This window comes from Parapedobacter deserti, assembly GCF_042646065.1.
Classification (GTDB): domain Bacteria; phylum Bacteroidota; class Bacteroidia; order Sphingobacteriales; family Sphingobacteriaceae; genus Parapedobacter; species Parapedobacter deserti.
Map to the genome: position 1 here is coordinate 106,743 of NZ_JBHRTA010000016.1, position 24,523 is coordinate 131,265.

14 protein-coding genes are annotated in these 24,523 nt (G+C 50.9%); 4 read left to right on the forward strand and 10 right to left on the reverse strand.

The window, feature by feature from the left end:
* Positions 1-2: 2 nt before the first annotated feature.
* From ACFOET_RS05970 to ACFOET_RS05985, 4 genes are all read right to left on the reverse strand, one after another.
* Complete coding sequence (locus ACFOET_RS05970) at positions 3-1,202, reverse strand: DUF5000 domain-containing lipoprotein (RefSeq protein WP_379020575.1); 1,200 nt, start codon at positions 1,200-1,202, stop codon at positions 3-5.
* A 45-nt stretch (positions 1,203-1,247) separates the two neighbouring features.
* On the reverse strand, positions 1,248-3,182 hold the full coding sequence (locus tag ACFOET_RS05975; protein WP_379020577.1) for a RagB/SusD family nutrient uptake outer membrane protein: 1,935 nt from the start codon (positions 3,180-3,182) through the stop codon (positions 1,248-1,250).
* Positions 3,183-3,214: 32 nt separating this feature from the next.
* Positions 3,215-6,655, reverse strand: a complete 3,441-nt coding sequence (locus ACFOET_RS05980) for a TonB-dependent receptor (protein WP_379020579.1) — start codon at positions 6,653-6,655, stop codon at positions 3,215-3,217.
* 192 nt (positions 6,656-6,847) lie between these two features.
* Positions 6,848-7,978 (reverse strand): FecR family protein, encoded by a 1,131-nt coding sequence (locus ACFOET_RS05985; RefSeq protein ID WP_379020581.1) that lies wholly within the window; start codon positions 7,976-7,978, stop codon positions 6,848-6,850.
* Positions 7,979-8,153: 175 nt separating this feature from the next.
* Between ACFOET_RS05985 and ACFOET_RS05990 the strand changes: the two genes are divergently transcribed.
* Positions 8,154-8,771 carry an RNA polymerase sigma factor gene (locus tag ACFOET_RS05990; protein WP_379020583.1) on the forward strand — a complete coding sequence of 206 codons (618 nt, stop codon included), beginning with the start codon at positions 8,154-8,156 and terminating at the stop codon, positions 8,769-8,771.
* Between the two features lie 283 nt (positions 8,772-9,054).
* Here the strand turns inward: ACFOET_RS05990 and ACFOET_RS05995 are convergent, their stop codons facing one another.
* The 3 genes from ACFOET_RS05995 to ACFOET_RS06005 are packed head-to-tail and all read right to left on the reverse strand — an operon-like array spanning position 9,055 to position 15,012.
* Entirely contained in the window at positions 9,055-10,323 is a 1,269-nt protein-coding gene (locus ACFOET_RS05995; protein WP_379020585.1) for a glycoside hydrolase family 2 TIM barrel-domain containing protein, read from the reverse strand.
* Positions 10,324-10,378: 55 nt separating this feature from the next.
* Positions 10,379-11,929 carry a RagB/SusD family nutrient uptake outer membrane protein gene (locus tag ACFOET_RS06000; protein WP_379020587.1) on the reverse strand — a complete coding sequence of 517 codons (1,551 nt, stop codon included), beginning with the start codon at positions 11,927-11,929 and terminating at the stop codon, positions 10,379-10,381.
* 26 nt (positions 11,930-11,955) lie between these two features.
* The gene (locus tag ACFOET_RS06005) at positions 11,956-15,012 is read right to left on the reverse strand and encodes a SusC/RagA family TonB-linked outer membrane protein (protein WP_379020589.1); all 3,057 of its coding nucleotides are present in this window, start codon (positions 15,010-15,012) and stop codon (positions 11,956-11,958) included.
* A gap of 164 nt (positions 15,013-15,176) precedes the next feature.
* Here ACFOET_RS06005 and ACFOET_RS06010 point away from each other — a divergent pair, with 164 nt between their 5' ends.
* Complete coding sequence (locus tag ACFOET_RS06010) at positions 15,177-18,074, forward strand: triple tyrosine motif-containing protein (protein ID WP_379020591.1); 2,898 nt, start codon at positions 15,177-15,179, stop codon at positions 18,072-18,074.
* A gap of 65 nt (positions 18,075-18,139) precedes the next feature.
* Positions 18,140-18,571 carry a GNAT family N-acetyltransferase gene (locus ACFOET_RS06015; RefSeq protein ID WP_379020593.1) on the forward strand — a complete coding sequence of 144 codons (432 nt, stop codon included), beginning with the start codon at positions 18,140-18,142 and terminating at the stop codon, positions 18,569-18,571.
* On the opposite strand, the gene ACFOET_RS06020 is transcribed toward ACFOET_RS06015, so the two are convergent.
* The 3 genes from ACFOET_RS06020 to ACFOET_RS06030 form a co-directional block, all read right to left on the reverse strand.
* Complete coding sequence (locus ACFOET_RS06020; RefSeq protein ID WP_379020595.1) at positions 18,568-19,455, reverse strand: SDR family oxidoreductase; 888 nt, start codon at positions 19,453-19,455, stop codon at positions 18,568-18,570. The two genes, ACFOET_RS06015 and ACFOET_RS06020, sit on opposite strands and share 4 nt — an antisense overlap.
* 106 nt (positions 19,456-19,561) lie before the next feature.
* A complete protein-coding gene (locus ACFOET_RS06025; protein WP_379020597.1) occupies positions 19,562-20,320 on the reverse strand; it encodes an enoyl-CoA hydratase/isomerase family protein in 759 nt (252 codons plus the stop codon).
* Positions 20,321-20,330: 10 nt separating this feature from the next.
* Positions 20,331-23,057, reverse strand: a complete 2,727-nt coding sequence (locus tag ACFOET_RS06030) for a TonB-dependent receptor plug domain-containing protein (RefSeq protein WP_379020599.1) — start codon at positions 23,055-23,057, stop codon at positions 20,331-20,333.
* Positions 23,058-23,111: 54 nt separating this feature from the next.
* Here ACFOET_RS06030 and purD point away from each other — a divergent pair, with 54 nt between their 5' ends.
* The gene (purD, locus tag ACFOET_RS06035) at positions 23,112-24,386 is read left to right on the forward strand and encodes a phosphoribosylamine--glycine ligase (RefSeq protein WP_379020601.1); all 1,275 of its coding nucleotides are present in this window, start codon (positions 23,112-23,114) and stop codon (positions 24,384-24,386) included.
* Positions 24,387-24,523 lie beyond the last annotated feature (137 nt).

The following is a 24,523-nucleotide window of genomic DNA, read 5'->3' on the forward strand; positions in this document are numbered from 1 at the left end:
TGTTAGTAAGCCGTACCAAAGAACGTGAGCTCGCCCAGCGCGACATCGGAATTTCCACCCCAGGTATCCAATGTCCGCCAGCGCCAATACCGATAGGGTTCTTCCTGAAACTCGACGTCAAACTCTTCGCCAGCGCGGGCATAACTGATGTCGTCATCTGTAAACTCCCCGAATGGAAGTCCTGAAGGTTTGATAGATTCAAACGTACCGACCAATGTCCACGACTCCCACGTGCCATCCGGGTTCGGATCGTTGGAACCCCACAATTCAAAAACGCTCGGGTGATTGAACCGGTACTCATTATTCAACCTTGAATACATCAGGAACCGGCTCAGCATCGCCGGAACACCCATATCAAACGTAAAATGCTGGGGGATCCCCGTGCCCGGTGCTGTATGGAAGATAGTGCTCCCGACCCGGTCATTGCCATCCCAAAGCACCCTCGGCGTATGGAAGCCTGTATGTGCTTGATAAGTATCTGACGGCAAATTGTATTCCCGGAACAACGATTTATCCATCATCTCCTCGTACACAGGTAGGTAAACGCCCGTCAGCGTGTCCGAAGTATTGTTCCAGCGATCGGTAATATAAACCCCAAACTCGCGCTCTTGGCTTGGATATCCTCTTACGTTGATGATACCGGACTGAAGTCTGGTATAGAAATCCCGAGCCCTTTCCCAGCCTCCCGCATCGTTTTTAGCAATAATATGGATTGCCAGCGCAGCTTCTGTCTCGTTTTCAAAGTATAATCTGATTCCTCCGAACGTTGCAGTGATATTTTCCGGCTCAGCGAGCTTTTCGAGTGCACGTCGGTAGGGCGGTGTCAACGCAGTGATGGTCAAAGTGGTCGGATCCGAATCCACATCTCCTACACTGACGGCATAAAGGTTCACCTGATAGTCCCCAGCCTCTGCAAACCCATCGACGGTAATCGAGTTTTTGTAAATCGATGCCTTATTTTCACGCACACGGCCATCTCCCAAAGTAAAAACGGCTTTGACATAACGGAGATCCCGATGATTGGGCAATTCATAAGTAATAATAGCCCCTCCGGAAATACTGGTTACCTCGTATGAAGTGATCGGTCCCGGCTTTTCACCCTTCCTTGAAGGACCCGGTTCGAGGTTGTCCTCGCAGCCAACAAGCAGGAGTCCTATGAAACCACACCTCACGGCATATAGAAATTTTTGTAAGTAATTCATAATAATCATTTTTAGAATAATATTTCTGCTGGTCCCAGCAACCGTTTACCAAAGCGGAGCTTGCATCAGATCGGGGTTTCTTCGCAATTCATTGATGCTTATCGGCCAGAAATATTCGCGCTGTGTAAAGCTGCGATTAAACAAGACGACCGGACGATAATAGGTCTGCGGCGTAGATTGGCGGATGTCCCAGCCGTAAATCGGTGTGTTCAATTCCTCCTGCGCCTTCCGCCAGCGCCGCAGATCCCAAAAACGCTGAGACTCAAAAGCCATCTCGATGGTGCGCTCCCGATGGATAATCTCCCGCAATCCGTCTTTGGTGTTTGGCTTGTCGGGATAAATGGAATGATCCGACCAAGATTCGATCACTCCACGTAAGCCGCTGCGTTCGCGGATGCGGTCGAGGTACATGAAAATCTCCTCCGAGGGTCCATTTACCTCATTCAACGCCTCTGCATAGAGCAGATACAGGTTGGCCAGACGCATCATCACAAAGGGATACGGATATGTCGTAATACTGTTCTGGTCTCCAAGCACATTAAAATAGCTGACCAGTTTCTTTGGTGTATACCCGGTTCCGGAGTACCGGGTGGGTGAATTCGTGGCAGCTGCATTTCCACCCGGCCTCGCGTTGATGGCATAAGCCAGGAGGTCATTGGTGTGGTTGCTCATAAAATATCTCCCACCGTCGAAAGACAGGGATGCATAAAAACGGTCTTCGCGGTCAAAGTGTAGGCCGACCGTGGTATACCCTGGAATCAGGTCGTATTGATAAGGGGATTCCCCCAACGGCACGTCCCGCAGTTCAAAGCGGTTCTCATAGTCGTAGCTGAAATCTTCTTCGATCGGAACTCCGTTCTTGCTATAAAACTTAAGAGCCATATTCAGCGTAGGTGCCATATAGCCGCCCGCCCGCTGGTTAGTGATCCGGGCCGGATCAATACTCCTCGGTGTAAACGCTGTAAATTGATGATCTGCAAACGCTGTACTCCTGTTGTTTACCCACAGCAACTCAGGATTGTCCATCCGCTCGGTGACGGCCTGCCGTAGGCTCATCTGGTTGATCGTACTTTCCTGGGGTCGCACCAACATGGTCGTAGGGGCAGTCCACTGGTACAACCGCTTGCCGACCGCTTGTGCTGACTCAATGGCATCCAGGCAAGCATCGGCTGCCCGCTCCCACTTTTCGGCACTGTAGGCCGCGTTAAATAACGATTGCCCTTCGGCATTGGTATAGCTTTGATAATCGGCGTTTCCATTAAACAACGGACTTGCCGCGGTGACCAACATTTCGGCCTTCATGGCTTTGGCAACAACCTGAGTGACCCGCCCCGTCTCCATCTGCGGTTGCATTACGTCTGCCATCAGCGCAGGCATAGCCTCATCGATCGTCCGGACAATGTAATCAAACACATCGTCCACAGGTTGGCGCACAAAGGATACCCTTTCTGGATCTTCAAACACCTCGTAATTCTCATCCACAATTGGGATAGGGCCGTACATCCGTAATAGGTAGTAGTGATAATACGCTTTTAGAAACTTGACCTCAGCGGCCCAACGATTTTTTTCCATCTGATCCATATCTCCCACACCCTGAATGTTCTCCAGAAAAATATTACATTCACGGATGCCCCGCCATAGGTGGGTTCCTCCCTGATTGCCGTCCCAATAATTGACCAAGGGACTGTTGACATTTTGGGCACCCATAGCCAAATACCAAGTGGGCATACTTCCTTGTGAGAAGTTGGTTGTCGAATTCAGCCACATCTCGTCGCCGGCAAGCCATGCCGGATTGCTATTAAACGAATGTCCGGTCGGAATCCAGCTGTAGCAGGTGAACAAAAAGCGTTCGGCCATCATCCGCATGGAAAAAGCCTGATTAAGCTCAGCCACATTGTCGGGCACAATATCCATGAACTTGTTGCAGCTATTGAAAACGAACAAGCCGGATAAGAGTACTGTTTTTATAATCTTCTTCATTTTGAATATCATTTATTTTGGTCAGCCCTTGCTTAGAGTGTCACGAGGACACCCAAGTTAACCACACGCTGTAATGGATATCGCAACCCGGCATCCCCCATCTCCGGATCCCATAGGTCAAACCTACTTACATTGAATAGATTGGTTCCGCTGGCATATATTCGGAACCGATCAATCTTATATCTTTTTGTGAATTGGGGGTTTAACGTATATGCCAGCTCTACCATTCTAAGCCGCAGAAAAGACCCGTTTCGCATCCAATGGGTGCTGGTCTGCGTATTGTTGGGCAGCGGATTTTGGCTTAGCCGGGGCCATAACGCATAGATGTCCCGGTTGTCTTCAGTCCAATGGCTATTTGCCCATGCCTGTAATACGGCATTGGGCTCCCACATGCTGCCAAATGGAGCCGCTCCGCTGACATTGGGATCGTTTGGACTATGCGTAAGCGGGTTAATGTGCAGGGAGGTGCGCGCCATCCCGCTGAAAAAGAATGAAAAATCAACGTTTTTAAAACCCGAAGTCAATCCGAAGCCATAGTTGATCTGCGGCACGGTAGGGAAGCCGATCGGCACCTCATCATTGGCATCGATCACCCCATCGCCATTCACATCCAAGTACTTGATGTCGCCTCCCATTACCATTTGGCCAAACGATTGGCGGGGATTGTTGTGGACCTCTTCGTCGTCAATGAATAACCGTTCGGCGATATATCCCGTCCGTTGGTTGTGGTCGCGGCCGATCCTACTCAGGTAAGGGTGATCGTATGTCGGCTCCTCATAATAGAGGTATTCGCCTCTTGCGAAGGTAAACGTACCCCGCCCCTGAAACCATAAATGCTGGTTCACATTGTGGTTGTAAACCAGCTCCGCGTCAAACCCTTCGCTTTTGTACTTCCCAAGGTTTGCCAATACCGGAGCTGCCAACCCCATAGAGGAGGGCAGTGCAGCACGTTGTTGCACGACATTGCTTCGGATTTGCCGGAAGACATCCCCGTTAAAGTTAATTTTTCCGTTGAACAAGGCCAGGTCAACACCCAGATTGGCCTGCTGGGAAACCTCCCACGTTACAAAGGGGTTTGCATAACGATTGATAGAAACACCGTTTCTTTCGTAATTCCCTTCGCCCGGGTTGATCCCAAAGTTAAATCGACGGGCATTGTCATCCAGATTGACGTTTGACAAGTAGAAAAACCGTGTATCATGGATGTGGTCATTACCTACAAGCCCGTAGGTAAATCGGAGCCTGGCGGTGCTGAATATATCCCGAAGCGGATCCATAAAAGGCTCATTGTGAATGGTCCATGCGATACCAGCCGAGGGGAAAAAGCCCCACCGGTGATTTTCTGCGAACACCTCGGAGCCGTTGTAACCGAATGAGAACTGCGCATGGTAACGGTCGTCATACACATAGGTAAGACTTCCGGAAAAACTGGCGTTTCGGAACGGCAAGGTATTGATCACCGATGCGTTTGACGCATTTTGAGGCAAGGTGACCCGGTTCCGGATCGTATTGACTAGGAAGGCGTTAAAGCTGTGTTTTTCGGCAAATCGGCGGTTATAATGAAGCTCATTTTGCATGAAAAACACCGATTCCTGCCCGCGGCCGTTATCACTGAAGCCTAGGTATTCCGTCCCACCCAGCGGGTTAAGGCCCATAAAGGAATACGCTCCTGTATTCTGGTCGACGAAAGACGGCGTATAATAAAACGGGGTATACGACCGCACGTACTCCATCCGGGCGTTGCGCGAAGCATTGATAAAACCACTGTAGCGGAATCCTTCGATCCACTGGGAAAAGTCCTGCTTCAACTCGACCTGTACCTGCATATTACTCTGCGACCATTCTGAATACCCCCGAACGATCTCTGCATAGGGGTTCAAATAAAGGTTGCCGCTTCCATCATCGTAGTTGCCGAACAACGGGTGGGTGATGTACGCCTGTTGCGGCCCCGCATGATATACCGGTTGAAAAAGCACCGGATTCGCCCGCAGCGCATTGCGAAACGAAGAACTGCCTCCCTGTGGCGGTCCGCTATAATTGCGGTAATTGGCCATCGTGCGCACCATTAACTGAGTGGATTTAGTCACATTGACTTCAATGTTGCTCCGTAGGTTGTACACCTTAAAATCAACATTATTGTTGAAGTTATTTATTGGATTAACCCGTATCAACCCATTGTCCTGCGTCAGGTTGCCGCTGACCATGTATTTGGCCAGCTGTCCGCCCCCTTGGATGTTTAGGTTGTAGTTCTGAGTGTAAGTATTAGGTTTCGTGACTTCGTTCAACCAGTCTACAGCGGGATAAGCTATCGGATCATCGCCCGCAGCGGTCCGCGCAATTTTTTCGTCTGAATACAAGGTCAGTGCAGTTGGATCACGTGTCAAGACGGCCTCGTTGTGCATGCGCATAAACGTGACCGGATCGGCAATCTTCGGCATCTGCGTGGGAGCAGACAGCCGTTGTTCAGCGCGTACCGTGATTCTGGGACGGCCTTCATTGCCCAGTTTGGTGGTGACGAGAATCACACCATTGGCACCGCGTGAACCGTAAACTGCTGCTGAGGTAGCGTCCCGCAGGATGGAGAAGCTGGCGATATCATCTACCGGAATACGTGCCAAATCATCGGCGGTAACCTCCATGTTATCAATCAAAATCAACGGGCGTTGGTTAACCCCGAACGTGCCGACGCCGCGAATGAAAAAGTCAGCGTTATCCAGTCCGGGTTCGCCGCTTCGTTGGAAGGAAATCATTCCCGCTACCCGCCCCTGCATTGCTCCGGTCAGGTTACTCATCGGCATGCGGAGCTCCTCGGGATTGATGGAACTCACCGATCCGATCAAGTCCGTTTTCCGTTGGCGATGGCCGAATGCCGTAACCACGGTTTCTTCGATCATAAAAGCAGCTTCGACCAGTACGACATCAATGATTTCTTTCCCCGTAGTACTGATTTCCTGCGTTTCAAAGCCAATCATATTGAATACCAGCATGGCATTAGCAGGAACATTGAGAATATATCGACCGTTTAGATCGGTGGTGGTACCCACGCTGGCCCTACCTTTCACGGAAACCGTGACACCGGTTAGTATCTGCCCAGTGGTGTCCCTTACCGTTCCCCGTACTTCGTGATCTTGGATGGTGCGTTTCGGCAATGATACAGGAGCTTTACGTACAAGCGCTGGTGGCCTGCTCCGTACCACTATGGTATTCTTATCCACTGTGTAGGTCACTGGCTGCCCTTTGAAGACCTCCGTCAATACCTCTTCAAGGGAAGCTTCTCGGAAATCAGCGGTAATTGGCGAAGTTCCTGTGAGCATTAACGGGTTATACAGCACATTAAATCCGCTGGCCTTTCGGACAGACTGGAGCACTTCCTCGAATGAACGGTTTTCTAACCGGATGGTAATCCGCTGCCCATAGGTAAGTGCGCTCACATGTACGGTGCCAAACAAGGTTAACAGGACAATGAGTTTCATGACTTTTCTTAAGACTAAGCCATTAAATACGTTGCGTCTTCTTTGCAATACGACATAGAAGTTATACATTTGGTTTACTTGGTTTGTAGCAATTAAAAAAATGTGAATTTACAGTCTTAGTTGTTTAGCCAATGTTTATACCGGGGGCGGTTCCAGCGCCTCTGGTATTTTTCTTGGCGTTATAACGAATGCCTATTCCATAACTGTTACCCTCCTTCCTTCCACATGGAACTTTACGGTGCCCGTTAGTGCAAGCATATCCAGCACATCCTTTATATCATCGAATCTTGACATGGTGCCGGTAAATTGTTTCCCGCGCATGTCGCCTTGATAGGCAACTTCTACATCATACCACCGGGCTATTTTACGCATCACGCTTTCCACCGGTTCGGCTTTGAACCAAAAGTATCCTGACTTCCATGCCAGCGCTTCTTCGCGCTCAAACCGCTCTTTCTGCACATGTTTCTTGCGCTTATGATACACAGTCCGCTGCCCGGGTTCCAATTCGTAGCCCTGTGCGCCAATTTGAACCTGTACACTACCCTCCAACAACGCTGTCTGTTGCACTTGTTCATTCGGATAAGAAGTAACAACAAATGACGTCCCCAGTACTTGGACGGTTTGCTCTTCGCACCGCACAACAAACTGTTTGCCGGCCTGCTTTTCTACGTCAAAAAACACCTCTCCGGAGACCTCAACCACACGCTCGTTGCCGCTGAAAGCCAAAGGAAAACGAATGGAAGACTCGGCGTTGAGCCAGACATCCGTGCCATCGGCCAACGTCACCCGGAATTGCCCACCCCGAGGTGTACTGACGGTGTGGTATTGGAGAGCATGTTGCCCCGGTGCATCCATAGCAAGACTTTCATATTCCAATAGTCCGTCCGCCAGCTTACGGATAGCCTCTTGGTGCTGTCCGCTCAGTAATGAAAGATCAATTTCGTTTAGCGAAACCTGTGTCCCGTCCTCCAACGTTAACAGTGCCTTGTTACTTCCGGGTTGGATGAGCGCCTGCTGAACCGAAGGCTCATTAATTGACGTTGTCCGTAAATATAAACTAATAAAAACCACCAGTCCAATCAGTAACATCGCGGCCACCGCATACGTATGCCAACGGGAACTTCGGCGTTTGATCTGCCGATATAACCGTTTTCGGATACGGCGCTTGATCTGCTTCTGATTTCCCATGGCTATTTCGTCCCATGGTCCTTCTGCCAACTCGAATTCATCCCGGTATGCTTCCAGCAAGCTAATTTCCTCAGCCGAACATTGCCCAGCAATATACTTCTCGTATAGAGCCATAAAGGCGTCCTTGGTCATCATATATTCAAGGTTTACTACTTACATAGAGTCAAAATTCTTCCAGCACACACACCATGTTTATCACCTTTTTTAAAAAACAGTGCTTATCGATTTAGGCAAATCGTTTCAAGATATTTACTACCTTTGGCAGCAAGAGCCAATTAGATTCATACCCACAAGAAAGTTAAGACAGGTTATGGGGTCGAAAAAAAAAGCATTTGCGATGGGCGGAGTGCGGCCGGACGCTGAGCTTTGGGAAGCCGTGGCCAATGGCGATGGGACCGCATTTTCCCTGTTGTTTGACCGTTATTGGCCCATAGTCTATAAAACGGTGTTTTCGTACATTAAAGACGGGGCGCAAAGCGAAGAAATCACACACGATATTTTTCTAAATCTCTGGCGTGGCCGTCATACGTTTCAAATCCTGTCTTTTCGCGCATATTTACTTGCGGGAGCCCGATACCATGTCTATCGGTTTATGAAGTCGGCGAAAGCCTCGACAGTAAAATACATCGATAATTGGGACCAGATTTCCGTACCAAAGGTGGCTAATGCCGGCGCAGAAAAAATAGCCACCGATGAATGGGAGACTGATATAGCCGGACTATTGGCCGACCTGCCGGCAAGGTGCAGGGAAATCTTTCTCCTTAGCAGAAAGGAAAATTTATCGAACGATGAGATCGCGGACCGATTGGGCATTTCGAAACGCAGTGTAGAAAACCAAATCACCCGTGCGCTCAAGCATTTAAGGGTTCAGTTGAAAACGTTAACCTATTTTGTCTGGTTGATCATAACAATTTTTCTATTCCTATGATCAACAACGTGTTTTATGACAACAACACCGAAGTGCGGTGCGGAAGTGCGGTGCGCAAAAAACGACTGGGCGGAGGGAAATGACGAAGTCGAAAAACCGATAAAAAAAGCCCCGAAATTGAGAAATCCGGGGCTTTAAACTAACCAATTATTAACCTAACTTATGAAAAGACAACCTTCATTATACGTAAAACGGATAAGCTATCGTTTTAGTATACGGTGCTCAAACTCTTTATCCCTTTCCCAAAATATTCAAGAAATCCATTCATAGCATTATGCTGAGGTTATTTCCTGACAAAGAAAGGGATATTGGCTGTGGCCACGTTGTTATTACCATCCGATACGTAAAGAAATAACCGATAAGCTCCTTCTTTTTCAGGCGCCGTCAGCAATGCTCGATCATACGCCTGCGCTTCAACGAGTCCCGGAAGGGCCTCCGGCCTGCTTTCACGGTCGCCCCCCTCTTTCAGGTCTGTGCTTTCCGGCAGAAGTTCCCAACGCGTCGTCAACTCATCACCATCCGGATCGGATACAAAGACATCTGCTTCATACACATCGCCTGGCTGGAGGTAGATGAAGTCAAGCGTCCGTTTGCCGTCAAGCAGTACCGAGTCCAAATGCGGAGCCCGATTCGCTGGCCATTGACCTGTCCAAAGATACTGCATCACATCGACCACTTCGCTTTCCTCGCCCGCTTCGGTAAACAACCCATACCATGTGGGCGTCCGCTCCTGTTTCTGCCCCCACAAAAATACGTAGGAACCTATGCACCGCTTGTCCTTGGCGATAGAAGCTTCATAGCGACTTTTGTAAACTGCGGCCTTTTCACTGCTCGTTTCCTCCACGGAAGCGTTCCACGGCGTCTGCGGACCTTCCCAGTGACCCGTGGGACCCCATTCAGTAACCATATAGGCTTTGTCCCAGCCTACGGCACTGATCCGCTCAGGCACGGAGGCCAGTCCCCCATAGACCTGCACCGCAATCAGATCCAACGCCGGACACCGCGATCTGATATGGTCAATTTCGTCCTGATTGATTCCTGCCAGCATGGTGGTGACGAGGTGATTGGTGTCAAGTTCATGAATCATTTCGGCCACAGCATTAACCGCATCCCAAACCTTCGGATTGGTGTAATGCAAATTCAGCTCATTGCCAATGCCCCAGGCGAGCAATGCCGGGTGGTCTTTGTATTTCAGCACTTCTTGACGGACTCGTTCCAACTGTTCCGCTACGGCGGCTTCGTCATCATAGTCGAATCCATGTCGCTCGGTGCCCATGCTAATCCCCATGGTTACAGTCAGCCCCAATGCATGCGCTTTGTCAAGCAGCTCCTGTCCGTTATGTGTGCTCCACGTCCTGATGGAATTTCCACCATAGGCCTGCAGTCGATCTAGGTAGTTGGTCCCACCGGCGCCCTTGATGAAGTATGGCTCACCCCCGCGCAACAGAGTGAATCCCCCATCGTGGGCAACAATCTCCACCTTTACAGGGCCATCACTTGTTTTCGTGCAGGAGGTGAGCCCCATGCAAAACAGCCCAAAAAACATCAGCATCGTTAACCTCGAAAAAATTTTGTCCATCCTTTTATAAATAATGTATCCGTTTCGGCTATCTTAAATTGGTGTTGGCATCGATCTGCGCTTGCGGTATAGGCAAATATTCGCTTTGTCCGGGCGTAAAACGAGGACCGAATACTTGCTGTGCCCTCCCTGTGCGCACCAGGTCGTTGAACCGCTCGCCCCACCATTCGCAGGCAAACTCCGCTCTGCGCTCATCGAGAATCTCGTCGAGTGTCACGCCGGTAATCGGCGCTAGGTTCACACGTTCACGCACCAATCGGAAAGGCTCATCGCCGTTTTGTCCTTTGCGTACCTTAGCCTCTGCATTCAGCAACAATACATCCGCGTAACGTAAGATGCGCACGTTGTTGTTGGCACCGTATTCGATACGGCCTTCGGTCATCTGTGACACGGGCAGATAGGTTTTGCCGTTGAAATACTTTATCCCAAACGGGTTGCCATACACGCGATCGCCGCTTGGTGTTTCCACATAGGTGTTCGGATCGCCATCCACACCGCAATACAGGATCGTGGTCTGAAGGCGGGTGTGATCTTCCCGTTCGGTGAGGAAATCGACGATATCCTGTGATGGTGGTACCCACCCTGCGCCAGAGATAGGGCTTCCGCGCTGATCGCCAGACGGCCCCTGCCACCTAAAAAACGTACCCCAATCAACGCCGGGGCGCACGATGTCCCCGGTGGGAAGCCCGAAATCTGAATACTGAAGCTCAAATAATGACTCATCAGACAACCTGCCCGGGAGCTTGAAAAGCTGGTAGAAATTTGGATAGAGTGAGAACTTGTTGCTGCCGATGATCTCGTTGGTAGCTTCTAACACCATGTCCCAGTACGGACTTGCATTATCATTCCCCGCAAGGTCTGCCGCCGCCTTAGCTTTCAAAAGCAACGCTGAATAGCGAGTCACCGCACCTACATGTTGCGACTGATTCGGCCGGGCATCTTCCAGATGAGCCGCGCACACATCCATTTCCTCAATGATGAATTGCCTGACTTCGGCAGCCGTACTCTTCTCTATGGTAGTCAACGCTGCGATGTCATCGCTGTTCGACAGAATCGGCACGTCACCAAAAAGACGTGACGCCATCAGATGTGCATATGCCCGCAAAAACCGTACTTCAGCCTTATACTGATTATTCCGTGCGGCCGCTTCTGTGTTTTCAGACGAAATGGTCTCGGCAAAGTGGTCAAGCTCGATCAAGGCGTTGTTGGCGGCGATGGCAAGGCTGTAGTAGCTGATCCAAGACTGATTTAGCCCCCAATAGGATTGGATGGTTACATCGCGCTGGAAATTTTTGATCGCCATCAGCTCTGGGTTGTCGTTGGGAGTGGGCGCGCCCTGCTGGTAGTCATCTTCCCGCACACAACGAATGGAAAGGTCTATCCAATGCACGAGGTTGTCATCGGCCGCTGCCCGGTATACGCCGGACACCGGGGCATACATCAGGGAAAGATTCGTGTAGTCGATTTCTTCCGACCGCTGCTGATTCTCCAGCGGCTTGTCCAGGAATTTTTCACACCCGCTCAGCAGCGATGCGATGCCAATGCATCCGCTCAATATGATATATTTATAATTATTCATAGCTTTCATGCTGTATATATTCAAAATTAGAAGGTAACTCTTACGCCCATGCTGTAGGTGGCTGACACGGGATAAACGTTCGCGTCGTACCCTATTCCTGTCACTTCGGGCGTAAATCCGTTATACCGTGTGAAGATAAACGGCCTATCTGCCGTGGCAAACACCCGTACCGGTATAGATTCTCTCAGATTAAAGCTGTACCCCAGCTGGATGTTCTGGATACGCAAGTAAGCTCCGCTTTCTACAAAGAAAGAGCTTGCTTGGAGGTTCCAAGAAGCCACGCTGCCCTGAGCCGAGGGGTATTCGTTGGTCGATCCCTCACCGGTCCAAAACCCTGTAACGAAGGCCTCATCTGCGTTCATCTGCGAATATCTGCGTCGCATGGCCCTGTTTAGGTTATGGATCTTGTTGCCCGCAACACCTTGGACGGCTACGCTAAAATCAAAGCGTTTGTAATCCAAGCTGATGTTAAGGCCATAAGTCAACGACGGAAGGTAATTTCCCAAGTTCACGCGATCGTCCTCATCCAGTTCGCCATTGCCGTTCTGGTCTTTGAATTTCAGGTAGCCGGGCACGATTGGAGCACCAGGATTCAGCTCATTGTACTGCCGGGCAATTGGGTCAGCATCGATCTCGGCTTGATTCTGATAGACCCCGGCGACCTCATAACCATAATAATAGTTGATCGGGTGGTTTTCCTCGATCCGAGCAGGAAATTCGGCAGCCCATTCGGGAAACCCATTCATGATATTTGCCAAGCCACCCAGATCGGTGACCCTGTTCTTAAGTGTCGTGGCATTTGCCCCGATTGTATAGCCCAGTTGACCCGCTTTGTCCCGCCATTGCAGGCCAAACTCCCAACCGCTGTTGGCCACGCTTCCCCAGTTGCCATATACCCGATCCCACATGAACGGGATGGGACGGTCGAAGGCGAGGTCTTTCGTCTTGCGGTAATAGTAGTCTACCGTACCGCTCAGCCGGTTGTTGAGCAGCGCAAAGTCGATACCGCCATCCCACTCTTCGACCACTTCCCACCGTACCTGGGTGAAGAACCGGCTTACTTGATATCCCGGAATCCGGCTCCCATAAGATGATCCGATCGCACCGAATATCGCGGAGGCATTGTTGCCCGAGTTAACAATGGCATATCCGGCATTCGGCTGGATACCGTCGTTGCCCAGCAGCCCCCAGCTTCCGCGGATCTTGAGCAAATCGAACAACGATTGGTTGGCCATGAATTGCTCGCGGCTTAGCACCCATCCCAATCCGACCGAGGGGAAATATCCCCATTTAGTCTGATATTTAGAGCTGCCGTCTGCGCGAAACGTAGCCGTCAGCAAGTATTTGTTGTCATAATCATACGTACCTCTCGCGAAGTAGGAAATACCAGCGTTGCGAAAGCCGCCCTCGCCGTAGCCAGTAGCTGATCCGGTTCCCTGCGCGCCCTGGCCTACATACCAAAACTCGCGCGAGGGCGGTACGTCATTGGCAGATACCCACGTTTGCCGCCAGCGCTCTTCCCGCGTGGACTGGCCGAGGAGTACCGTCCAATGATGGGCGCCCGCCTCATCGCGGTAAGTTAGCAGGTTATCAAGTATGAAATCCGTATTCCTGCCCTGCGTCGATTGCAGGTAGGACCGGTCGGCCCGCTGGTCGTTGTCGATATAATATACCGGCGTATATTGCATCGCATGCGTCGATTGATATCGCTGGCTCAGTTGTGAACGGAAGGTCAACTTATTGTTCCAAAACTCCGCTTCGACATAGGCGCTGGGCAAAATTTGGAACCCACGGTTTTCATTGTGGTTGTAGTGGGCCGTTGCAACGGGATTGTTAAACCAAAACCCACTCGGGATACCCAACGTAGTGCTGGAACCGAATTTAACGGGGTCCGCCAGTTCGAGATCTGGGTCATATGCAGGATAAAGCGGAGAAGCGAAGTAAGCCTGGCGGAACGCCGCATTATTCGGCAAAAACTCATTGAAATTGCTCAAGTGCCCAGTAAAACCTATTTTCAGCCATGGGGTTACTCTAGCCTCGACTTGCGTACGGATGTTGTACTTACGATGGTGATTTTCCGCATCCATGATCCCATCTTGGTCGAGGTAGTTGACACCGAAGGTGTACGAAATGCTTTCACCGCCGCCCTGCACGTCGATATTGTGGTTGGTGATCAGTGCGCCGGATCTCAGCAGCTCGCCATACCAGTCGGTACTCATCGCGGGGTTATTCAGGTCTCCGCCGAAACGCTCGACCGAACGTTCGACAATAGCCTGCTCTCCCTTGGCCGCAGCATATGCCGCGTACTGCGCGCCGTTGGCCATTTTCAGCATATTAGCTGGCGTCTGTACACCCACGTAGCCGTTATAAGTAATGCGCGGCTTCATGTTCAGGCTTCCCTTCTTGGTCGTAACGATAATCACTCCGTTCGCCGCCCGCACCCCATAGATAGCCGCACCGGAAGCGTCTTTCAACACCGACATGTCGGCAATATCGTTGGGGTTTAGAAAATCAATGTTATCCATGAACATGCCGTCAACGACGTACAGCGGGCTCTCGTTATTAAACGAACCTACCCCCCGCACGCGGACGGTCGGCGTAGACCCCGGCGCACCGGAACTCACCACCTGCACCCCAGGTACCGAACCCTGCACCGCATCCATTGGACTAGCGACGGTACGCCTATTAGCCGTCTCCATATCCACGGTGGCCACGGGAGCCGTAAGGTCTCCTTTCCGTTGCGTACCGTACCCAACAACAACCACCTCATCAAGGTTGAAACTGCCATCAGCCTGAAGTTGAACATTAACCATATTGCCCGTAATGGCAACGGTTTGCCGGACATAGCCAACGGAAGAAACCACCAGCGAATCGGCTGTCTGTGGAACAGATAAGGTGAAGGCTCCGCGTTCGTCAGTCGTGGTACCAACGCCCGGCGTGTTTTTAACAACGATTGAGGCCGTTACCGGGTTGCCCAAATGGTCGGCTACCGTTCCAGTGATCGTCCGGGTCTGCGCCCTGGCGTAACCGGACACGCCCGATAAAAGTGCAGCGATAGCAACTATTAATACACTCTTCTTCATGCACAATCAATTTAAATTAGGAATTTTGTTTATAAATCAGCTGGGCAAAAGTAGCATCCCCGAAGACAAAAAGGGCAATTTACACTACATCATTTCTACATCATCACGCGTATGTGGCTTTAATTCTTATTTTTGTAACTACATATACGCTTATATAAACCCTGATGAAGCTGACCCTTTGGATAATATTTCCTTTACTATCCATGCTCCCCGGCCATGCATTCGGCCAAAACACGCTGGGGTTTCCGTTGGTGCATCACTACGACAAAACGGTATTTCAAGGGGGAAGCCGCACTTGGGACATCAAGCAGGATAGCAGGGGTATACTTTATTTTGCCAACAATGAGGGGCTAATCACATTCGACGGGAGCCACTGGAAGCAGTATCCCTTGCCCAACCACACGATCCTCCGCTCGCTGTACATCGATGAGCAAGATCGGATTTTTGCTGGGGGTCAGGGTGAATTCGGTTATTTTGAAGGTGGCGCCGGCGGGGCTCTTCATTATACCTCATTAACAGCACTCATCCCTTTGCACAAGCGGAAGTTTGCCGATGTGTGGAACACAGCTGCACACGGCGGGTCCGTTTTCTTTAGGACATCCGACCGGATTTTCGAATTTACCGAGGGCCGCATCGTTGTCCACCCCGCTACGACGGAATGGCGCTTCCTTGGGTACGCAGAAGGACGGCTCTTCGCGCAGGACCGGGAGGGCGGATTGTTGGAATTTAACGGCGGTAGCTGGTCAACCCTGCAAGGAGACAACAAAATGGAAGGTGCGGCCGTTGCAAAGGCTTTCTCGATTGGCAAAGACAGCGTTTTCTTTGCTACTATTAGCAACGGCACTTACCTATTGGCTGGCAGCACCCTCCGACGTATGGACAAGGGTCCGCGGGAGGACCTTTATACGCCTTCGCTCTCTAAACTATCTGACTCGACGTATGCCGTGGCCACCTCAACAGCAGGCTGCCTGGTGCGCGACATACGGGGCCGCGTGATCCAGCGGATAGCCCACGCGGAAGGCTTGCCGAATAACAACGTCTCTGCGGTCTTCGCTGACGCCGACCAAAATATATGGGTGGGCGTGGATAATGCGATCGCGGTGATCAGCTACAACAGTTCGCTCAAATATTTCCGCCCTAACCTGGAAAACGATGTCACAGGTTTTTCGACACGTGTATTCGAAGAAAATCTCTATGTTTCCTCTTCCAATGGCGTGTATCAAGCTCCTTTGAAGTTAAGTGAGGCAGACCACAGTTTCTGTCAGGGCAGCTTTTCGTTGGTTGCCGGAAGCGACCGGGGCGAAGCCTGGCGGCTGGAACAGATTAATGGCCAGTTGCTACTCGCTCATAACAGTGGCATCTTCAGGATACGCAATGGCATCGCGGAGCCGGTAGCGATGGGGATGGGATCGTGGATCTTTTTGCCACTCTCTTCTGCGCTTCCGGTAGCACAAACACTGGTGGGTACTTACCAGGGGCTGGATATGCTAAGCTATGCAAACGGCCGGTTTTGGAACTCAGGGACACTTTCCGGCCCAGCAGATTCTTACCGTTTTCTGGAACAGGAGGAAAACGGAGACATCTGGGCAGCGCATCCCTATCGGGGCATATACCGTTTGCGTATATCCGCGGATAATATGAAATACGACGTCCGCCTTTTCACCAACGACGACGGCCTACCGTCGCCTTTCCAAAATTATGTGTTTAAAATCAACGACAGCATCGTCTTTGCAACGGAAGCCGGAGTCTATGAATTTGACAGCGCCACCCAACGCTTTTCGCCCTCCCCGACATTCGCCCATTTCCACGGAATTCCTATTAAATATCTCAGGGACGATGCCGATGGCAACGTGTGGTTTTGCAGCGGAAAGAAAGTTGGCGTAGCTCGTCATGCCGACGGAGGAGCACGCCACGAAATCAACTATTTCCCGGAGATCGAAGGGCTACACACTTCCGGATTTGAAAATATCTATCCTTATGACAGGCACAACATCTATATCGGTTCAGAAAAAGGAATCATCCACATTAATTACGAAAAGTACAAGCGCAGTAGTTCATCACCACCGAAGGTCTTGTTGTCTTCTGTAAAAACCGCCGGAAAGAAAGACAGCACCATCTTCGGAGGCTATTTTGCAAAAAGCAGCACCAACATGTACGAACAGAGCTCGTCGCAAATTCCCAAGTTACACCCAGCATTTGATTCTTACCACTTTGTATACGGCTCGCCAAGTTATGGAATATCAAATCACGTTACCTACAGTTACCGCCTGGAAGGCTACGACACGGATTGGTCGCCGTGGAGTACAGCCACCGAAAAACACTACACCAATTTGCCGAGCGGTACTTATACATTCAAATTGAAAGCGCGGAAAAATCCCATCAGCGAATCCGAAATTATCGCCTATACGTTTGTCATTAATCCTCCTTGGTACAAGACGGTTTGGGCAATGCTTAGTTACTTCGCTGCTTCCCTTGCGGGGATATACCTACTGGTTAAATGGCAAAAAAAAGCTTGGCGTAATCAACAGCTTAAATACGAGCGGCAGCTCGCACAAATGCGCTATATCCATCAGTTGGAAATAGAGAAAAACGAAAAGGAAATCGTGAAACTGCAGAATGAAAAGCTTGAAAACGAAGTGTTAACCAAAACAAAGGAACTGGCCAGCGCTAGCATGCATCTGATGGAAAACTCGGGCGCCCTTTCTAAACTGCGTGTTGAATTGGCTAAGTTGAACCTGAGCACCGAAGACGAAAGCGAGCTGAAACGAATAACCTCTTTACTTAAAGACGTGGAACGGAACACAGCCAACTGGGACCAGTTTGCGTCCTATTTTGACGAGTTAAACGATGGCTTTCTAAACCGGCTGAAAGCAACACATCCGGCTTTGTCGCGCAATGATTTAAAAGTCTGTGCCTACCTGCGTTTGGGTTTTTCATCCAAGCAGATCGCGCAGTTGCAAAATATCTCCGTTCGCGGCATCGAAATACATCGCTACAGGCTCAGGAAAAAGCTGAGCTTGCATACCGAGCTTTCGCTGAATGAATACTTGACAACCATTTAAAACCGGCTCCGCGACTTGCTGATTGGTCTCGGATTGTTATCTTTGAGGTGAAGCAACACATTGTTATGCATATCAAAGAAGTCACCGCGAATACAACAGAGGTAAGCGAAGCGATATCTCGGTTGCTGCGCCAATTAACCACCAACGAACGGCAGATCACCGAATCGTATCTCAAGGCATTGATTGCCTCAGAAAACAGTCACCTGTTTGTTGCGGTAGATGACGGCGGCACCATTGCCGGAATGATCACCGTAGGCACCTATCTGGCGCCAACCGGACGCAAGGGGTGGATTGAAGATGTGGTGGTCGACGACACCTACCGTGGACGGGGGCTCGGTAAACTACTCGTCCGACACGCCATCGAATTCGCCAAACAAGCGCAGCTCAGCCTGTTGTCGTTGACATCAAATCCGTCACGCATCGCAGCAAACCAGCTGTATCCGAAAACCGGATTCTCGCTCAAAGAGACCAATGTGTACGTAATGAACTTAAATTAGCTTTTAGCCCGGCGTTTCATTTTTTCGAGCTCATCCCACACGTCATCAGGCACAGCTTCCAGTCCACTAAACTGTCCGGCGCCCTGCAACCATTCTCCGCCATCGATAGTGATTACTTCTCCATTGATATACCCAGCAAAGTCGGAAAGCAGGAAAGCGGCCACGTTGGCCAATTCCTGATGCTCACCAACGCGTTTGAGCGGTACACGGTTTTTAAAGTTGAACCGCTCTGACAGGTCGCCGGGCAGGAGCCGCTCCCAGGCACCCTTGGTCGGAAACGGGCCAGGCGCGATTGCGTTGCTGCGAATACCATACTTGCCCCACTCCACGGCTAACGATCGCGTAAGGGCCAGTACACCGCCCTTTGCAGCCGCGGATGGCACTACATAGGCCGATCCTGTAAAGGCATAGGTGGTGACAATATTAAGTATGCTTGCCGCCTGCTTCTGTGCGATCCAATGTTTGCCGAACGCGAGCGTGCAATTGGCCGTGCCCTTCAGCACGATGTCAACAATGGTGGAAAATGCATTGGCCGAAAGCCGCTCGGTGCGGGAAACGAAATTGCCTGCCGCATTGTTGACCAAAGCATCCACCCGGCCGAAATGCGTAAGCGACGTGGCCAGCAATTGTTCTACCTGTACCGTGTCGCGTACATCGCATGATACGGGAAGTACCGCCCCTCCCGTGTCGGCAATCATTTCGCCGGCGGCCTTCTCCAATACGTCCATTTTTCGGCTCGCTATAACCACACGTGCCCCCAGCCGTAGGAAGTAGGTTGCCATTGCGCGGCCCAAACCGGTACCGCCACCGGTGATGATGATGACTTTGCCCTGAAGCGCGTCATCACGCAACGCGCCTTTCCTTCGGTTAGTTTCGTTGTTCATTGTCTTTGCTTGCTAATGTGCTTAGCTTAACTGCGCTTTGCTGATTTCCTCGTCTTACTTTTATTAATCAGCAATTTGCAGATTGCCAAACCGGCGGACAACCAAATTACTTCTTCAGATTGTCAATGACCGTTTTCAGAATGGAACGCGTGGCAGGAGACCACCATTGTTTCAACACCGCGTCTATCGTCTCCTGCTGATCCGATTCAAACGCAGCGATGAGCGCTCGTCGAATGTTTCGCTTGCTTTGCCGCCAGGTATTCCGCTCGTATTGCGTATATTTCCGCAATTGCCGCTCCGCGGCTGTCCGAATGCTCTTGCCATCGACCACTTCGTCCACCAAGCCAGCCTCGAACGCTTCTTTCGGCTTGAACAGTTTGCCTTCCAAGAGGTAACGGCTGGCGGCGGCCTGCCCCAACCAAAAGCTGTACAATAAAAAAATGCTTTCCGGAACGATGATGCCTACGGGGATCTCATTCAACCCGATAATGTAATCTCCATTGGCCATCACCCTGCAATCACAGCAGATCGCCAGCACGCAGCCAGCCGCCGGGCTATGCCCGCCTATGGCAGCAACAGCCGGCTTATCAAAGGAGACAAGCGCGCTGATGACATCCATAAAGGTAACCCAAAAACGACGGACTTCCGCTTCGTCGTACCCATACAGCGCAACGAGATCGAGACCGGCACTGAAAAACCCTTCTTTGCCGTGCAGAATGATGCCTTCAACAGCTTGATCGTCCTGTGCCGCCGCTATCGCCTGACGGAGTTCATCCAACATCTGCTGGTCAACGGCATTTGACTTACCCCGATCTAAGTAGATATGGGAAATCCGCTCGTCAACCGTTACTTTGATGAAATCCATTTGCATTTGCTTAGTTAACTGTAATATAATGCACCACACGCCCCAACCGCCCCTCGACATCTAGCCCTTCCACAACAATGCGGTAGGTGCCCGGACTGTCAGCGGTATAAAATTCGAACGAAGCATCCCCTGCCTTATCGGTAACAATGTTGGGTGCCCAGTGGACAGTGGTCCGGAGGTAGCGCATGCCCGCAAGCGAGTCCGCCGGTGCGCTGTAATCCGGCGCGTAAAACTCCCGCACTTCATAGTAGCCCTGCGGGCTGTGGGTAACGATACCGGGTGTATATAAATCGCGGTTGTAACCACCGCTATCCCCTCGTTTAGTGGTGATGATGAGCACCCCACCGCCTCCGCGCATACCATAAATCGCAGTATTGCTGATGTTACGCAGCACTTCGATTGTCTCCACGTCAAACGGGTTGATGATGGAAAGTGCATCCGCTTCCATAAACATTCCATCCAGTACTATCTGCATAGGTTGGTTGAACGAACGTGTAGAGTAGGGCACGCCGTTGCGAAAAACAACGCCGAGCAACCGCCCCTGCAGGCACATGTCTAACGTGGGACAGCCCATCATGAGCTCGTCTGCTGTAATGACCTGATCTGCATTGCCCGGGCCGTTAAGGTTACTCGAGTGCCTGACCCTGCTCTTCTCCGCTTCACGCGTCACTTTCACCTCTTCCAGTAATATGGTCCGCTCTTTCAGTCCGTATTTCTCCATTTCTTCGAACTGTTCCTGCGTATTCTTAAGATATGTGCTGATGGATTGGTTCACATTGACCGTGGCGTCAGGCGTATTTCGGTTGCGGGTCACCTGCTGCAGTGGGGTCTCATCAAGCCGAACGTCTACATTTTTACGGCCACGCTCATCTCGCGCCTGAACCACAAATTTGGTGTTGTCATAAAACAACAGGCGATCAAAGCTAAATCGGCCGTCGTCGCCGGTCACCGTATCGATAACTGCACCAAAGTTGCTCGTAGACAATATGGTCACGGTGGCATTGGGCACCGGGGTTTTGCCGTCGCGCTTAGTCACTACGCCGCTGATGCGCAGATCTTGCTCCGGATGGTAAGTGATGGCGGGAGTTCTTCCCGCAACCAGGTCCTGCCAATTTATCCTGCTCCATCCCTGCGTGAGCATCACGTTGTCCAGTTGCCGACGCTTGTTAACGTCCATTTCTTCAAAATAATATTCGGGAGTCTCGATATATCCCTTTATATCCGAGCTCAGCAATAACGATGCATGAATATTTCCTTCCCGCGTGGCACTATCTATTGGTACTTTGGCCAGATCAACCACGGCGGCGGATAGCGCCGCTATACGGCTGGTATCCGCTTGCCCGCCGGAAGTGATCCGTATGGCCACGCGCTCCTTCGGACCATACTCCGTCTTATCCGTGGCAACGGTTAATGGCAAGACGGAAGCCTCATTCACATTGAATATCGTACGCTCTGCCAGCGGCCTCATTTCTGGGCCGAAGAGTGTAATCTGCACGACGCCTGCTGGGACATTTTCGCGCGGCACGGAAAAAACCGCTTCGTTTTTTGACAACCTGCTTTTCGAGGCATAAAATACAGCACCGTTTCGCTGGAGCAGCAAAGTGATTTCCTGATCGCTTACCAAATCGTCGGAGGCGTAGGCCTGCACAAACACTTGCTTATCTAGTTCATTGTTCACCGCAAGGGCATAACCGGATGAGGCCACCGGGGGAAGCTTCTGTTCAACCTTACTTCCATCGTCGTAAGTCACCACGGCCGTATAGCTACTTCCTTTTTGTGGAATAAAGCTGAAATTTCCCATTCCTGCATGGGCCGATTCGAAACCCGCAACGCGCGTGCCTTTCTCGTCTACAATATAACCTTTGACCCCAATGCCCAGACCTTCCGGCTTCATCCCTTTGAACCCTACTTTGCTGAGATGGCCTGCCACGAGGTGGCCGCTTTCAGGGAAAAACCGGATGCTATTCGTGTCGGAAGTGGTTTTCAGCGGTATGGTCTTATTGATGGCCTGTTTTTCCGGTGACAACAGCGTGAGCTCCACTTTTCCGGTTTTCAAGTTGAAAGGCTGCTTGTTTACAAAGTCAAACGCTATCCGGCCCTGTTCGTCTGTCTTCTCCCTGCCGCGGCTAACATTCCGTCCCTCCATGACCACCTGATAGTTGACATCCATATCGGCCAACGGGCCGCCCTTCAGATCTGTAAATTCGATGGCCGTGCTGACCCTATGAACTGGGGAGTTTTCATAGGAAAACGAACTGCGGGTGACCACATGATCTGTGCGAGCATTGCCGATGGGTAATACACGGTCATAGAAGATGTCATTGTCAAAATTGCGCATCCAGTTGGTGTACGCGCGAATCCGGTAGTTGCCCTCCCTTAGCGAATCTGCCAACCGGAAATCCCCCATGGTAACCCCCGCTACGAGGGGCAGCCGGATAGACTGCACAATTTTTTCTTCCGGATTGATTAAATCGACATATAAAATCTTGCTGAGGCCCGAAAGGTTGTTGTATGGGCCAATGGTTACATAACCCTTGAACCATATGTCATCCCCCACCGTATAATAGGGTTTGTCTAAGTGCAGGTATACCTTCTCCTGGGGATATGCATCGGCATATTTATTTAACTTTTCCAATATTCCGTCTACAGCACCCTGTTGCGCAAGCGCGGTTGGCGCGGAAAGCCAAAAGATGACCAACACGGACAGGATACAGTAACGGATGAACAGGATACACATGGTTTCTCAACCTCCAATAGTGGTAAATATAAGCAAAAAAAATATCTTTGCAAGATGAATATCCTAATTATTGGTTCGGGCGGCCGGGAAAGTGCTTTTGCCTGGAAAATGGCCGAAAGCAAGAAGGTATCCCGACTGTACATCGCCCCCGGCAACGCCGGCACATCGCGCTACGGCAGCAATGTGGCCATCGGCGTCACTGATTTTGAAGCAATAGCCGACTTCGTGCTCCAGCACGATATCGGCATGGTGGTGGTCGGTCCGGAAGAACCTTTGGTAAGGGGTATTCATGATTATTTCCTCACCCGCGCAGACCTCCGTAAGATCTCCGTCATCGGGCCCCAGCAGCAAGGGGCGCAGCTGGAGGGCAGCAAGGACTTTGCCAAACAATTTATGGTTCGCCACGGCATTCCAACTGCGGCGTCGCAGACGTTCGACCAAACTACCTTGGCCGACGGGCTGGCGTTTCTGGAAACGCAGCGGCTGCCCATCGTACTCAAGGCGGACGGCTTGGCGGCGGGAAAAGGCGTACTGATCTGCAACACCCTAAAGGAAGCTCAAACCGAGCTGAAAGCCATGCTCGAAGACGCCAAATTCGGGGAAGCCAGCAACAGGGTAGTGATCGAGGAATACCTGAGCGGTATTGAGCTCTCCGTGTTTGTCCTGACAGATGGCGACAGTTACAAGGTATTGCCCGCAGCAAAAGATTATAAACGCATCGGAGAAGGCGATACGGGCCTCAACACCGGGGGGATGGGCGCGGTGTCTCCTGTTCCATTTGCTGACCACGTCTTCTTGGATCGGGTAGAGGAACGGATCATCGTTCCCACTATTGAAGGATTGAAAAAAGATGGCATTCCCTATAAAGGTTTCATCTTCATCGGTCTGATGAACGTAGCAGGAGAGCCCTATGTCATCGAATATAATGTCAGAATGGGCGATCCCGAAACGGAAAGCGTGCTTCCCCGCATCGAAAGCGATTTGGTGGATCTCTTGCTGGGTGTAGCTCAGGGCAACCTGTTCGACCGATCGCTTGTACTCTCCCCAAAAACCGCAGCCACGGTGATGCTTGTTTCTGGTGGATATCCCGGAGCTTATGAGTCCGGTAAAGCGATTAATAACATTGAAAACGTAAAAGACTCCATTGTCTTCCATGCGGGTACGAAAGACGAAAACGGGGTCACCCACACCGCCGGGGGGCGCGTTTTGGCCGTTACTGCGTTGGAAGACACTCTTTTCGATGCGTTACAGCAGGCTACTGCGGATGCCGGACGCATCTACTTTGAAGGTAAGTATTTCCGCAAGGACATCGGCTTCGATCTCCTGTAGCTTTGCCGTCCTCCGCCTGTATCTGTCGTAGCAACCCATAGGGCGGCAGCCGGCAATGCACATCATGAGGGCCCAAAATCAGGTTGCTGTATCGCATTTTGATAACTGATCGATAACCTTTACCTTTGACGTATCGT